At 65.2% G+C, this 13,645-nt stretch carries 12 protein-coding genes; 4 read left to right on the top strand and 8 right to left on the bottom strand.

What is annotated here, in order from left to right:
* Positions 1–810: 810 nt before the first annotated feature.
* Complete coding sequence (locus ON43_RS15030) at positions 811–2,250, top strand: carotenoid oxygenase family protein (protein ID WP_040807929.1); 1,440 nt, start codon at positions 811–813, stop codon at positions 2,248–2,250.
* Between the two features lie 52 nt (positions 2,251–2,302).
* Here the strand turns inward: ON43_RS15030 and ON43_RS15025 are convergent, their stop codons facing one another.
* Positions 2,303–3,358 carry an MCE family protein gene (locus ON43_RS15025; protein ID WP_245568596.1) on the bottom strand — a complete coding sequence of 352 codons (1,056 nt, stop codon included), beginning with the start codon at positions 3,356–3,358 and terminating at the stop codon, positions 2,303–2,305.
* 223 nt (positions 3,359–3,581) lie between these two features.
* Between ON43_RS15025 and ON43_RS15020 the strand changes: the two genes are divergently transcribed.
* Genes ON43_RS15020 through ON43_RS43695 form a run of 3 tightly spaced genes read left to right on the top strand, consistent with a single transcriptional unit; the run spans position 3,582 to position 6,387 of the window.
* Positions 3,582–4,946 carry an amidohydrolase family protein gene (locus ON43_RS15020; protein ID WP_157514040.1) on the top strand — a complete coding sequence of 455 codons (1,365 nt, stop codon included), beginning with the start codon at positions 3,582–3,584 and terminating at the stop codon, positions 4,944–4,946.
* A 56-nt stretch (positions 4,947–5,002) separates the two neighbouring features.
* Entirely contained in the window at positions 5,003–5,854 is an 852-nt protein-coding gene (locus ON43_RS15015; RefSeq protein WP_040808147.1) for a fumarylacetoacetate hydrolase family protein, read from the top strand.
* An 8-nt stretch (positions 5,855–5,862) separates the two neighbouring features.
* A complete protein-coding gene (locus ON43_RS43695; RefSeq protein WP_083913425.1) occupies positions 5,863–6,387 on the top strand; it encodes a YceI family protein in 525 nt (174 codons plus the stop codon).
* Positions 6,388–6,994: 607 nt separating this feature from the next.
* On the opposite strand, the gene ON43_RS15005 is transcribed toward ON43_RS43695, so the two are convergent.
* From ON43_RS15005 to ON43_RS14980, 7 genes are read right to left on the bottom strand one after another with little or no spacing between them, the layout of a single operon-like run.
* Entirely contained in the window at positions 6,995–7,774 is a 780-nt protein-coding gene (locus ON43_RS15005) for an HpcH/HpaI aldolase family protein (RefSeq protein ID WP_051178464.1), read from the bottom strand.
* A 33-nt stretch (positions 7,775–7,807) separates the two neighbouring features.
* Positions 7,808–8,980 (bottom strand): DUF3500 domain-containing protein, encoded by a 1,173-nt coding sequence (locus ON43_RS15000; protein ID WP_051178463.1) that lies wholly within the window; start codon positions 8,978–8,980, stop codon positions 7,808–7,810.
* Positions 8,977–10,068: a zinc-dependent alcohol dehydrogenase gene (locus ON43_RS14995; RefSeq protein ID WP_063712552.1), complete on the bottom strand. Its 1,092-nt coding sequence runs from the start codon at positions 10,066–10,068 to the stop codon at positions 8,977–8,979. The genes ON43_RS15000 and ON43_RS14995 overlap by 4 nt, the downstream gene beginning before the upstream one ends.
* Complete coding sequence (locus tag ON43_RS45555) at positions 10,058–10,303, bottom strand: hypothetical protein (RefSeq protein ID WP_051178461.1); 246 nt, start codon at positions 10,301–10,303, stop codon at positions 10,058–10,060. Before ON43_RS45555 ends, ON43_RS14995 begins: the two co-directional genes overlap by 11 nt.
* 13 nt (positions 10,304–10,316) lie before the next feature.
* A complete protein-coding gene (locus tag ON43_RS14990) occupies positions 10,317–11,891 on the bottom strand; it encodes an FAD-dependent oxidoreductase (RefSeq protein ID WP_040807923.1) in 1,575 nt (524 codons plus the stop codon).
* Positions 11,888–12,781, bottom strand: a complete 894-nt coding sequence (locus tag ON43_RS14985) for an alpha/beta fold hydrolase (protein ID WP_040807922.1) — start codon at positions 12,779–12,781, stop codon at positions 11,888–11,890. The genes ON43_RS14990 and ON43_RS14985 overlap by 4 nt, the downstream gene beginning before the upstream one ends.
* Positions 12,778–13,626 carry an alpha/beta fold hydrolase gene (locus tag ON43_RS14980; RefSeq protein WP_040807919.1) on the bottom strand — a complete coding sequence of 283 codons (849 nt, stop codon included), beginning with the start codon at positions 13,624–13,626 and terminating at the stop codon, positions 12,778–12,780. Before ON43_RS14980 ends, ON43_RS14985 begins: the two co-directional genes overlap by 4 nt.
* Between the last annotated feature and the right edge of the window lie 19 nt (positions 13,627–13,645).

The raw sequence follows: 13,645 nt of genomic DNA, 5'->3' as shown, positions 1-13,645 counted from the left end.
ATGGATTCGCACCATTCCGGCCGCAAAATGGCACGCAAAATGGCACTAAAATTCCCATCACATCCCACCGGTTCCGCGGCATCGAGCGCTCGAACCTGCGCCAGGATTCCGACTGGCAGCCAAGATGGCTCGCAACCTGCGACCTCTGGTAGGTAGATGGGCATCCGGAATGCGATCTCGGCCTGGCCCCGGTCGCGAACGAGCAGAGTCAGCGCTGCGGTGAGCCCGCCGCCCGCGATCTCCCCGCCCGCGACGATCTGGTCGTCGCGCACCCCTAACCAAGTCGCGTTGTGTCCTGGACCTCGGCAAGGCGGCGCAACAGCGGTAATGCGGGCGGATCCCACCGAACACGGTGAACGACAACGGTTCTGACCTAGGCGGGCGCGCGGTGGGAGCCCCTCGATCTCGCCGTGCCAGGATTCCTGTTCGGTGGGGCATTTAGGCGGAGCAAGTTAGTTTCCATTTCATCCAGGCGCACAGCCATTTTGAGTTGACGGCAGGCCCGGCGACGGCCGACGGACCATCCTGGGCGGACGCGTCGAGCCCCGCCAAAGTCCGCCACCGCCGCGATCCACGAAACCCGCCGTCGCGTCATGCAGCAGCATGCGGTACCTCCCAACACTCAGCTCGGCACCACAGATCTTCGACGCCATGAACTAGGGGCCAAGCCAGGCTGAGACCGCCATCACAGCACAAATAGTACGATTGCGTTTCTCCCACACTCATGCGAAGCTCTCCATATAGAACGGATTCGTACCATATTGAACCGTGGTCACACCCGGATTCCAGTCATGACAAAGAGGAGTGCCCATGTGGGACCCCACGAACATGTTTCTCAACGGCCCTTACGCACCATGGCGAGAAGAGGGCGAGGCCTTCGATCTGGAAATCGAGGGACGGCTCCCGCGTGAGCTGAGTGGCGCGCTGTATCGAGTCAGCAGCAGTCAGGCCTATCGCCCGATTGATCCCACTCGGCATCACTGGTTCGATGGCGACGGGATGATCAACGCCATCTTCCTCCGCGACGGCAGAGCAACCTATCGCAACCGGTACGTCGCCACTGCGGGGCTGCAATTGGAAAGGCAACGGGGCCAAGCGATCTTCGGCAGCTTCATGCATGGCTCGGACGTTGCACTGCCACCGGGCACACTCCCGAAGAACCCAGCGAACACGCACGTGACTCTCTACGACAATCGATTGCTGGTACTTTGCGAAGCGGCCGCTCCACACGAGCTGCGTCCGGACACCCTGGAGACGGTCAGCCGGTGCTACGACTTCGGTGGCGAGATCGTCGGACCGATGACGGCCCATTTCAAAGTCGACCCGACCAACGGTGACTTCCTGTTCTTCGGCAACGTCAACGGCGCCCTCACCTGGTACCGGGCCGACCGGCACGGCAAGATCCTCGATCGTCACCTCGTCGACCTGGGCGTTCCCACTTTCGTCCACGATTACGCCGTCACGCCCGACTACGCGATCTTCCTGGCCTATCCGGCGATGGTCCGCATCGAGAACGTCTTCAACGGCCAGCCCTCGACAGTCTGGGAACCGGAGACATTGTCGATCTGCCGATGGGCCGTCCTGCATCGCAAGACCGGTGTAGTTCGCTGGCTCGACTCCCCCGACGTTTTCGCGCCCACTCACTTCCTCAATGCCTATCAGGATGGCACCCGAATCGTGGTCGATGGGCACCGTACGGAGCGCTTCGGTCCCACCCGTAAGGAGCTCGAATCCCCACCGCCGGGCGGGGATTGGAACTGGTGGTTCAAGCAGCTGGTCGCCACACCCTGGCGGTGGGAACTCGACCTCGCCGCGGGGACGGTGAAGGACAGCCAGACCACCGACATCCTCGGCGAGTTCCCTCAGATCAACGAGCAGCGCACCGGGTTGTCGCATCGGTACGGCTACTACGCCACGACCCGAGGGGTCGGAGACTGGTTCACCGACGGCGTGGCCAAGCACGACTACCTCACGGGCCAGACGTCGGTCCAACCCCTCGACGGTTCGCTGACCTCACCCAGCGAACCACAATTCGTGCCACGCCCTGATGCCACGGACGAGGATGACGGTTGGCTGCTGTCCATTTGGTGGGATCCCGCCGTCGATCGTAGCGAGGTCGTCGTCCAGGACGCGCGGGACTTCACGGCCGCACCCATCGCCCGGATCAAGCTGAACCATCGGGTTCCCATGGGATTCCACGGCAGCTGGGCCGATGCCTCGGAACTCGACGCCGCTCTGCGCGGAGCCTGAACCGTCCATCGCAGCCCCTCGACGGTGCGCCGGTGCCCGCCCCGACGCACTCTCAAGGGGTCAGGCCCAACATTGCTGCCATGAGCCCGAAGTCAGGGCCGAAGTCTTGCACCTTTCCAGTGCGGCAGCCGTCGGAGCGCATCTGAATGCGCTCACAGAACAGGCTGATCGCCTCTCCGGACAGCGAAGTACCCAATACCGCGTGAGCGCGCAGAAATCGGTCGGAGCGATCGACCGATCGGTCGAGGTTCTGGAACAGCAGGGGCGCAACGTCGACAACCTCGGTGATTCCAGCGGCGTTGGCACGCAACTGATTTGTCACCGCCGTCAACCCGGACAGCGTGTAGGCCAACCGGTCCGAGTACTGACCGAAGGTGGTGCTGGTATCGGCCAGGAACCCATCGAGTTGATCGAGCGCGGCCTGGAGGCCAGGGGCCTGCTCGGCCAGCATCGACGTCATCTGCGTGAGGTTTGCGCTGAAGTCGCGCACCGAGCTGTCATTGTCGGCGAGCATCGTGGTCAGCTCGTTCAGCTTGACGATGATCGAGCTGATCGCGTCCTTGTTCTGCGCGCCGACCTGCAGCGCGCCCGACAAGGCGTCGAGACTGTCGCGCAGCTTTTCGCCCTGCCGGTCCAGCAGGGGGTACAGCACCCGACCGGAAAGTGGTCCGATTCGAGTGCCCGGTTCGGGTTTCAGAGCCGCGGAGAACTCGTCGATCGTCCTGATCATCGCGTCCAACTCCACCGGAGTGCGAGTGGACTCGACACTCAGGTGCGAGTTGTCCGGCAGGGTGGGGCCACCGGTGTAGCGTGGCGTGAGCTCGATGTGCCGGTCGGTGACGATGGACGGTGAAATGAGCGCCGCTACAACATCTTTGGGAATCTCCACCGTTCCGTCGACGCTCATGTGAACCTCGACGAAACCACTGCGCGGGATGATTTTGTCCACCGTCCCGACCTGCAAGCCGAGCACCGTAATGGGATTGCCCTCGTATACACCGGCAATGCTGCGGAAGTCAGCGGTGATGTGAGTGTCGCGCACGATCGGATGCGACACCGAAGAACAGCTACCGGCCAGCAGTGACGCGCACCCGAGCACGGCGGTCAATCCGACACGGATTGCAAAGGGCATGAAATCTCCAGGCGAGGCGGAGCGGCTTGGATCACGTAGAGGCCTGCGGTCGCCCACACGGATCCTTATCGGCAACAGTGTTGCCTTTATTCGAGGGTGTGTCAATCACTAAAGGCGACGCCGTTGCCGAATATAGGCAGGCGCCCAGATCGGGCCACCCGTTGACACTCCTCACAATAACGGCAACACTGTTACCATTATGAACGAGATAGACGGACGCTTGTTGCTACGCGGCGGGATCGTGCTCACGATGGACGAGAGCCTGGGCGATTTCGAGCGCGGGGACGTGCTACTCGAGAACGGCCGGATCGCCGAAGTCGGCCAGGAGGTGCATGCCGACGCGCAGGTGGTCGATTGCACGGGCAAGATCATTCTTCCCGGCTTCGTGAATTCGCATCACCACATGTTTCAGACCGCGTTGCGCTCCTTCTGGTCCGACGCCCTCGACGTCGATTACTTCATGCAATCCCGGGTCGGCACCGACGCGCTGTTTCATCAGTACACACCCGACGACGTCTACTGGGGACAGTTCGGCGGAGCGCTGGAGAACCTGGCCGCGGGCACCACAACCGTCGTCGACACCTCGCAATGTTCCTACACCCCCGACCACACCGACGCTGCGCTCGATGGCATCCGCCGATCCGGAATCCGTTGTGTCTTCAGCCTTTCGCCGTCGCTGGGCGATCACGAGCCGGATCCCTCGTATGCCCACCCGCACGACATCCACCGCCTGCTCGCGAATGCCGGGGCAGCCGGCGATCAGACCCTGATCCGGCTCGCGTTGGGCTATCACATCGACGAGGATTTGTTCGCGCTCGCCCGAGATCTCGAGCTGCCGATGTTCGCGCACGTCAACGACGCCACTTGGGGGCGCGTGCTCGAACAGTTCGAAACGAAGGGACTGCTCGGGCCTTGGATCACTTACATCCACTGCCTCGGCCTCGAAGATGCCGCCTGGCAAGTCATCCAGCGAACCGGCGGCACGGTGTCGGTCTCTGCCAGTGCGGAGCAGACGCTGGCGATGGGGCAACCCGCCCTGCAGGCAGCTCTCGACCATGGGATCGCCACGAGCTTCGGCACCGACACGGTCGGCATCGCACCCGTCGACTTCTTCTCCCAGATGCGCGCGGCCTACACCTGGCAGCGCAGTCGCATAGAAGTCGCTAGGCAGTCCAATTCGACTGAGGTACAGCCGATCTCGGTTCGCGACATACTCCGAATGGCAACCCTCGGCGGTGCGCAAGGCGCTCATCTCGATCACCTCGTGGGATCCCTGACACCGGGCAAGCGGGCAGACGTCATCACGCTCAACGCGCGCACGCTCAACGCGGGACCGGTGAATCACGCGGCGGGTGCGATCGTGCAGCACATGGACACCAGCAACGTGGACACCGTCATCGTGGACGGACGCATCGTCAAGCGCGACGGTCGACTGCTCGGCGTGGACGTCGAATCGGTGCTACAGCATCTCGAAAGTTCCGCGGCAGGTCTCGTAAGCCGTTCCCGTGTCGACAAGATCCTTTTCACGGGTTGCCGAGCCCTGTCCGCGGATCCGTGGATATGACCGCACATACCTCGAATTAGACAAAGCCACAATATCTTCAACGCCAAGGAGTGACAGTGAGGATCGGTAATCTCGATGGCCGCCTGGTCATCGTGACCGCGGCCGGAGCCGTTGACGTCGAACGCGCCAGCGGTGGGCGTTTCACCGCCGAACCGCAGTCGATCTACGAACGTTGGACCCGGTTCCGACAGTGGGCGGAGAGCGCCGACCTGTCCACCGCCGAGCCGTTGGACCTCGCGCTCCTGCAGCCTCCCGCGCCGCGCCCGCCGCAGATCTTCGCCATCGGATTGAACTACCGGCAGCACGCCGCCGAGTCCGGTCTCGACCTGCCGAGCGACCCGCTCGTGTTCACCAAGTTCGCCAGCTGCCTGGCCAGTGCCCATAGCAGCATTCCCGTACCGACCGACGGCACCGCCGACTGGGAGATCGAGCTGGCGGTCGTGATCGGCGTCCACGCACGCGACGTCTCGGCCGAGCGCGCCTGGGAACATGTCGCCGGTGTCGCCGTGGCCCAAGACATTTCCGAACGCTCCATCCAATTTCGCGGGCCCGCACCGCAATTCAGTCTCGGCAAATCCCTCCCCGGGTACGGCCCGATCGGCCCCTGGCTGGTCACCCCCGACGAGCTGCCCGATCCCGACGACCTGCACATGACCTGCACTCTCGATGGAGTAGAAGTGCAGAAGACGAGTACCAAGGACATGATCTTCCCAGTGCCACAGCTGATCTCACGCCTCTCGGCCGTGCTCCCTCTCCTGCCTGGTGACCTGCTATTCACCGGAACACCGGCTGGAATCGGCAGCGCGCTGAATCCGCCGCGCTTCCTGACACCCGGCCAGATCCTGATCAGCCGGATCGACGGTGTCGGCGAGCTGCAGAATCCCATCGTCGCGGCCGGTCCCGCATGAACGGCAGAATGGAGCAAGCCGGTACCTGGGAACTCGATCCAGCGACCGCGGACATCGGGTTCTCCGCGCGCGGATGTTGGGGTCTAGTCCCCGTCTCCGGTCGCTTTCGCCGAGCGAGCGGCTCGATAACCTGGGACAAGAACGCAACCGCCGCGGTACTACTGGAAGTGCATGCCGCAAGCATTGCAACCGGTCTCAATATTCGCGATCGGCATCTACGTGAACCCACGTTCCTCGACGTGGAAACCCACCCGGTGATTTCCTTCCACGGTCGCGCCGGCGCTCGCGGTGCCACGCGCCTCGAGGTGGACGGCGTATTGACCGTCCGCGACGCAACGACCGACATCCGCCTCGACGTCGAACTCGAACAATACGGCGCCCAACTCATCGCCACGGCCGCCAAACGGATAGACCTATCGGCGTTGGGCATCAAACCCCCGCTAGGCATCGTCCGCCCTCATATCGACCTCGCGATCCGAGGCACCCTCATCCCTACCCCTGACCGCGCAGGCCAGCCGAACGCCCAATCCTGACTCGAGCACCTCCGCCGATTGCCTTCCGCAGCAACACCATCCACGCCGATCCGGACCGCCTCGACATCGCCGACAAGCTGCGCGGCATGTGCGTGCACTCGCCGGCCCGGCCCCCGGCCCAGTTCCGAATCCTCGGTTCACGGGATTTTAAGCAGGTTGCATCAGCCCTTCTCACTGATAAGCCACACCGAACCGTCCTCAGCGACAACCCGAACGACACTGCGGCCGTGCCCATACATCCACCAGCCGTGGATCTTTGGCCCATCGCCCTTGGTGGTGGATACTCCTCCGGATCCCACCCTCGCCTGATCGCCTCCGAGGCGAACTCTTTGAGCCAGTCCAGGAGCTGGCCCCATTGAACGTGAGGGTGGGGATGCTCTCTGTCAGCGCCATCGTTGGGGTGGGGCCGATGGCCGCTGTGGGATGTTGATTCCGGCAGGGAACGCGGGCCTTTGCGGGGTCGGAGCCTTCGTCTGACTGGGGTGTGTGGGAGTGCACCCCGCCGACTCCGCGCAAAGTTGTCAGGTAGGAGTTGTCGAGTCGGACGCTTGATGGCCCCGACTTCGAGGCCGCTCGGAAGCGTGCTGCAGGTCTGTATGGCGGCCCTTTATTCGATGGTCGCCTGTGCGAGGTGGCTTTTGGCTGCCTGTTCCATATGCATCAAGTCGTTGGCGATGCTGACGTAGTTGAAGCCCTCGGCCAGGCGGCGTGCGGCAACCGCACCGTTCGGGCAATGGATGCCCACGGCTTTTCCGGCGGCGGCAGCGGCCTTGCGCACCACGCGAAGCGCCTCCTCGAACTCGGCATCGACCGCCGGGTCGGTGGGACTCGCGCCGCCGAGTGCGAGACGCAGGTCCGAGGGCCCGATGTAGAGGGCGTCGACTCCGGGAACCGACACGATCTCGTCGACATGGCGCAAGCCATCCGCGGTCTCGATCATCACCACGCACGCGACCTGGACGTTGGCTTCGGCCAGCGAGGGGCCGATCCGCAGCCCCGCGCGCAGCGCGCCATTGCTGCGGCGGCCTACCGGCGGAAAGCGGCACGCCGCCACCGCCGCTGCCGCCTCGGCCGCCGTGTCGACCATGGGCACAATGACTCCGCAGGCGCCCGCGTCAAGCGCCTGGCCGATCCAGAACGGGTCGTTGAGTTGCACCCGGACCAGGGCAGCGGTCCCCGCGGCATCAATCGCGGTGATTCCGGCGAGCAGGCCCCGATATTCGATCAGGCCGTGCTGCGCGTCGATGCAGACGTAGTCGTAATCCAGCATCGCGATCCGTTCGGTGGCCACCGGGTTGTCGCATACCACCCAGTAACCCACGGCTGTCGCCCCGGACCGCAGCTGCTCGGCGAATGCGGTCACGCTTGTCTTCGAATTGTTCGTCACGGTGCCTCTTTTGCGGGTCGGCGCGGCGGCCTGTCAGTGGGAGTGGTTCATTCGGTGTTCGGCGAGCGCATCGAATCCGAAGTCGGCGGACAGATCCCGCCAGACGGCGTGCGCGTGGTTGGCCCGGCGCTGGGTGTTGTCGTATTCGATGAGCAGGTCCGGTCCTTGGATCCGGTAGTAGTGGGGATCATCGAGGTCCATGCCTCCGGCCCACCCGAACCAGGTGGCGTCGAGGACCGCGTCGGTGGCGTAGCGCGCGGCATGGACAGCCGCCATCGCGGCCGGTGCGCGGTCCGTATACAGCGCGATCAACCGGCGCAGGTCTTGCCGTTGCGTGGCGTCGAGACTCCGTGCGCAGATTCCCTTGGGCGGCACCGAAATTGCCAATGCCGCGTGATCCGCCTCCGTGTATCCGGTCGCCGCTTCCGCACGCCGGTCGATGTCGTCGACGAGTTCGTTCAGCGCGGGGTCGGCGAACTGGCCGCGCCACAGGTCCTGCATATGCATCATGGTGTCGCCGTGCGACACCCGGGCCCGATTGCCGGACACGATGTCGGAGATCGCGGACTCGTGCAGCAAGGCGTGTTCGCGCTGCTCCGGGGTGCAGGAGCGGGCCAGATTCCTTGCCACCTCCTCGATCCCGCCGAGCGGCCGCAGCGGCGAACCACCCAGCAGGGCGGTGCTCGCCGGGTCGGCACCGATGAAACAGGGTGTCGTCGAGACGAGGCAACCGTCGACAATGAGGTAGTTGAGCGAGATGTGGTGACCGCCGAAGCGCCAACCCCACACCGGGCTGCCCGGCGTACCGAACAGCCTGAGCCAGTACAACTCCGGGTCGCGTCCGCGTTCCCTGGCCCAATCGGCTTTCCAGCCTTCGACCTGGTCCAGAATGTTCTCCAGACCGACCACGGTGGCGACGGTGGCGTACCCGGCCTCGGACAGCCCGGAGGCGACCAGTCGCATCGCCAGCCGCTGCTGGGCGGCGGACTGCTCACGCAGGGCCAGCCCGCCGTGGTCGGTCGGGGTGTAATACCACCGCACGCGTTCGGCATTCGCCGCGGCGACCAGCGGCGAATCGAACAGCGCCGCGGCACGCTGGGAGTCGGTCAGGGTGTCCAGCCACGCCGTGACCGCGGTCGTCATCGCCGCGGCGACCGCTCGTCGCGAGTCGGTCTCGGTGGCCTGCGTATGCGCTGCACCGATCATGGCGCTTGCGGGTCGTCGGACACGTCCAGCATCACCTTGATGGCATCGCCACGGCGTTCGGCATAGGTGTCGAACGCCTCACCGATGTCCTCGAGCGGGAAATGGTGTGTCACAAGCGCATTGGTGTCCATTCTGCCCTGACCGGCCAGGGAGACGGCCCTGGCCACCGAACCGGCGCCTTCGCCACGGACCGTTTGCAGCGAAATGCCGTTCATGACCGCATGATTGAGGTCCGCCGTCACCGGCTGCTCGAAAAAGCCCACCAGCACGACCTTTCCGGACCGCTTGGCCATCCGGATCGCTTGATCGACCGACGGCCCGGCACCCGAGCATTCGAGCACGATATCGGCACCACGCCCGCCGGTGAGATCGCGCACGGCGGCAACGGAATCCTCGGTGCGCGAATCGATCACCAGGTCGGCGCCGAACTGTTTCCCGAGTTCCAACCGGCTGGCCCGAGTGCCGATCAGCGCAACGGGTGCGGCTCCGAGTTGGCGCGCGACCTGGACGGCCAGCAGCCCGATGGGGCCGGGGCCGATCACGGCGACGCTGGCGCCGACCACGAGCGAGCCGAGCGCGTCGAAGGCGTGCATGACCGAGCCGACGGTGGTGAGGACGACCGCCGCGTCGAAGTCGACGGCGTCCGGCAGCAGATGCAGTGTGGACACGTGGTTGACGACGTATTCGGCGAATCCGCCGTTGACCGTCATGCCTTGCGTCCGATGGCCTTTGTGCAGCTTGCCGGAGTTCAAGCAGTCGGTATAGGACCCGGAAAGACAGTTGACGCAGCGCATGCACCCGCGGTGCGCCTCGGTCACCACCCGATCGCCGACCGCGAACTCGTCGACGCTACTGCCCACCGCGACCACCACACCCGCGTATTCATGCCCGGGGACAAAGGCTTTCGAAGGCGGCCCGTCGCCGCCGAAGAATTTCTGACTTCGAATCTTGAGGTCCGAACCGCACAGCGACGCGCGGCGGACCTGGACCAGGACGTCGTCCGGTCCGACCTCGGGGACGGGCAACCGCGTCGTGGTGATCGTCCCCGGCTCGCCGAGTACCGCGGCCAACATCGTCTCAGGGGGCATCTGCGACCTTTCTGGTGAAGTTAGGAATACGCACGGAATTCGGCGGGCACGGCTGGGCGAACAGGCCCTGGCACGGCATGGCCGGATAGCTCTGGTCCACGCGATCATCGACGGCGACGGCCCGCGCCCAGCCGCCTTCGACCGCCTCCCGCGCGAACGTGATGGCGGCCTCGTAGGTGGCAAGGAAATGCAATGGTGAACCGATCCCGAAATCGACGGTCAGGTGCCACAACATCGCATTTCCAAAATCAAACTGTCGGCACGGCAGGAATTTCGACGGCGGGCGACAGCAACGCGGCCTGGGCACCGACGGCGCGACTCATATCGGTGGTGGCGATCGAGACGAGGTATCCATCGGGCCGGATCAACAGCAGGGCGGAGTCGGTGACGCCATACGCGCGGGCGAACGACTCCGCGATATCGGCAAGCACCACATCGGCATTCGCGTCTTCCCCGCCATCGATGGCGATCTTCTTCAGTCCCGCGCCAGCCGTCGGCCACGACAGTGCCGCCAGTTCCTCGACGGCCGCGCCGCCGTAGGCGATCGCGGTGAAATGCGCTCCGGCGAAGAGCTCGTACAGGCGTCGCGCGCCGCCGTTCGCGTCCACCAGTTTCGCGTCGGGGGCGCGGTCGCCGACCTGCAACTTCGCGGTCCGGCCAGTTCCGGTTTTCGCCAATGGCCCGCCCCGGTAGTTCAGGTCGAGCTGCCGTTCATCGTTGCCGCGCTTGATCGCCGACGGGTCGAGCTTGGCCAGGCCCTCGTACTTCTTGGTCGCCAAACCCAGGACACCGGCGGCGATCGGTTGCCGCTCGGCCTCATAGGTGTCGAGCAGGGACTCGGGAGCGCCCGCGAGTACCTGGCCGAGTTTCCAGCCCAGGTTGTAAGCGTCCTGCAGGCCGGTGTTGAGTCCCTGCGCACCCGCGGGCGGATGCACATGGGCGGCGTCGCCGGCGAGGAACACCCGGCCCGAGCGATAGCGCTCCGCGAGGCGAATGTTGGGGCGGAACACCGACTTCCAGCCGATATCGAACAGCCGCAGCTTCCTGTCGCCGGTCTGCTTGCGGAAGCGCGCGTTCAGGCTCTCCTCGTCGAGAGCGGGCTCCTCGCCTCGGTTCAGGCGAATCATCACCTGAAACCGATCCGAGTGCGGCAGCGGGCACGCGCCCACGAATCGGCCACCGGGCCGCGGCCACACATGCCAGCGGTCCCGGGAAAGGCCGTCGACCGCGGCGTCGACGATGATCATTCGATCGGCTTCGTCCGTCGAACCCTCGAAGCCGATGTCGGCGGCCCGGCGCACCACGCTCGCGCCGCCGTCGGCGCCGACCAGGTAGCGCGCGCTGATCTCGGTCACCCCGCCGGGGCCCGAGATGGTCGCGACCACCGCATCCGGCCGTTGTTCGAATCCGAGGAATTCGCACTCGGTTTCGACGGCCACTCCCCTGCGCCGCAATCCGTCGCGCAGGGCGGCGTCGGTGCGGAACTGGGGAATCAGCCACGTATTCGGGTACGGCACATCGGATGTCATGTCGTTACGGGACACCATGTGCCACGGAATCGTCAGCGGGCCCGCGTGAATGCCCAGGGGCGGATAATTGGCTCCGCCGGCGAGAATCTCCTCCAGGACACCGAGGTCCTCGAGGACCTCCAGGCTGCGCGGCTGGATTCCCTTGGCACGCGAGCCTTCGAATGCGTTGGCGGCCTTGTCGATGATCCGCACCGTCACGCCGCGGCGGACCAGATCGAGCGCCAGGGCGGTACCGGTCGGTCCGGCGCCGACGACGAGGACGTCGACTGTTTCGGTCTTCGGCTTGGTTGTCATCGCGACGACTCCTTCCTTGCATTGACGAACGCGGTGAACCGCAGACACATCTCGGCGGGTTCCTCGAAGGGCACCATGTGCCCGCACGGGGAGACGATGTGCGACTCGACCGGCGCCAGCAGCTCGGTCACCTCGTCGAGGCTGGTGATCGGGGTGACCGTGTCCTCGTCGCCCCACAGCAACAGTTTCGGGATCGGTAAGCGCCCGGTCTGCCGATAGAGCTCCCGGCGACCGCCGAGGGGGAAGTCGGCGATCGTGGCGGCCAGGGCGTAGATCGATCCTTCGAAAAGGTAGGCCTCGCGCACCATCGCCGTCAGCACCGCTGACCGCTCGGGATCGCGGACGTTATGCGACAGATGCCGGTCGAGCATCTTGCTGCCCAGCTTCTTCGCCACGAAAGTGCCCACCGTCTCGTTGCGCAGCACGGCGGCGAAGGCGGGTGCGGGCTGTAGCCCGGCCGGACCGGCCAAGGTCAAGGTGGCGACCCGGGCGGTGTGCTGCTGGGCGAAAACCATTGCCACCAAAGCACCCATCGAGGCGCCTACGAGGTGGAAGGGCTCGACCAGGCCCAGGCGCTCGGTCAGATCGGCGAGTTGCCCGACCAGCAGGGCCTCGTCGTAGGTGGCCTGGACGCGGTCGGAATAGCCGCGGCCGTACGGGCTGTAGGTGAGGGTCCGGAACCCGCGCGAATGCAACTCGCCCACCAGCTGATCCCAGTAGAACAAGGGGGTGGTCAGGCTGCCCGCACAGACGACGACCTCGCCGCCTTCCGGGCCGGTCAGCTCGTAATGTGTTATCCCGGCACTGCATTCGAGGAAATCACCGCGCAAATCAGCCCGGGTGGCCCGATCGACGCGACGGGTTTCGCCGCGCACCACGAAATACTTCATCGTCGGCTCCTTTTCGGCGCGACCACCTCGGCGGGCAGAAACTCCAGCAGCGCGCTCGCCACCCATTCCGGGTCCTCGTCGGGAAGCAGATGACCACCGCCGGGGTGCACGCGTTCGAGGCTGCCGGGGATATCGCGGACGAAATACTGGGCGTCGATCGATGCGCTGCGCAGCACCAGCGTGGGTGCGGCGATGGCCGGAATCTCTGCGGTGCGGTCGATCTGGTCGGTATTGGCGAAGTCGATGAACGCCTGCTGGTTGCCCGGCCGGGTCAGCATCGCATGCACGCGATCCACCATCGCCTCATCCACCACCGACTTACGCGATCCCACCGCCGAGAGCAGATTGCGTTCGGTGGCCGATCGCGAGGACAGCCGGTGGATCAGCACGCGACCGATCGGGTTGCGCGCCAGGCGCATTGCCAGCGGTAGCGACTTACCCGGATAGCCGGTGGCGTTGATCAGAACCAGCCGGTCCACTCGGTGCGGGTAGTCCAACGCGAAATTCCAGGCGATATTGCCGCCCAGCGAATTGCCCACGATCGCCACCTTGGCGACACCGATCGCGTCCAGGAATGCGGCGACCGTCTCGGTGAAGGCCGCGATCCGGTAGTCCCGGTCGCGGCGTGGGCCGGTGAGACCGAAGCCGGGCAGATCGGGACGGATCACGTCGAACGCGGGCAAATCCGCGGCCACCCGGTCGAAGCAGTGCAGCGACGATCCGCTGCCGTGTAGCAGCAGCACCGGGGCACCGGCGCCAGCGCGCTTGTAGTGGATATTTCGCCCCTCGACGACCGCGTAGCGCGAATCGGGGTCGAGGTAATCCTCGGCTGCTCGTCTACTCATAATGGTTACAGTGTTGCCG

The organism is Nocardia concava NBRC 100430 (genome assembly GCF_000308815.1).
In the GTDB taxonomy this organism is placed as follows: domain Bacteria; phylum Actinomycetota; class Actinomycetes; order Mycobacteriales; family Mycobacteriaceae; genus Nocardia; species Nocardia concava.
The sequence above is the reverse complement of the archived record's forward strand: the minus strand, read 5'-3'. Positions and strand labels throughout refer to the sequence as shown.

What these genes read in the sequence shown, in the direction of transcription:
- ON43_RS15030 (WP_040807929.1), top strand. Translation starts at nt 811, where the DNA reads ATGTGGGACCCCACGAACATGTTTCTCAACGGCCCTTACGCACCATGG.
- ON43_RS15020 (WP_157514040.1), top strand. Translation starts at nt 3,582, where the DNA reads ATGAACGAGATAGACGGACGCTTGTTGCTACGCGGCGGGATCGTGCTC.
- ON43_RS43695 (WP_083913425.1), top strand. Translation starts at nt 5,863, where the DNA reads ATGGAGCAAGCCGGTACCTGGGAACTCGATCCAGCGACCGCGGACATC.
- ON43_RS15000 (WP_051178463.1), bottom strand. Translation starts at nt 8,980, where the DNA reads ATGATCGGTGCAGCGCATACGCAGGCCACCGAGACCGACTCGCGACGA.
- ON43_RS14995 (WP_063712552.1), bottom strand. Translation starts at nt 10,068, where the DNA reads ATGCCCCCTGAGACGATGTTGGCCGCGGTACTCGGCGAGCCGGGGACG.
- ON43_RS45555 (WP_051178461.1), bottom strand. Translation starts at nt 10,303, where the DNA reads ATGTTGTGGCACCTGACCGTCGATTTCGGGATCGGTTCACCATTGCAT.
- ON43_RS14990 (WP_040807923.1), bottom strand. Translation starts at nt 11,891, where the DNA reads ATGACAACCAAGCCGAAGACCGAAACAGTCGACGTCCTCGTCGTCGGC.
- ON43_RS14985 (WP_040807922.1), bottom strand. Translation starts at nt 12,781, where the DNA reads ATGAAGTATTTCGTGGTGCGCGGCGAAACCCGTCGCGTCGATCGGGCC.
- ON43_RS14980 (WP_040807919.1), bottom strand. Translation starts at nt 13,626, where the DNA reads ATGAGTAGACGAGCAGCCGAGGATTACCTCGACCCCGATTCGCGCTAC.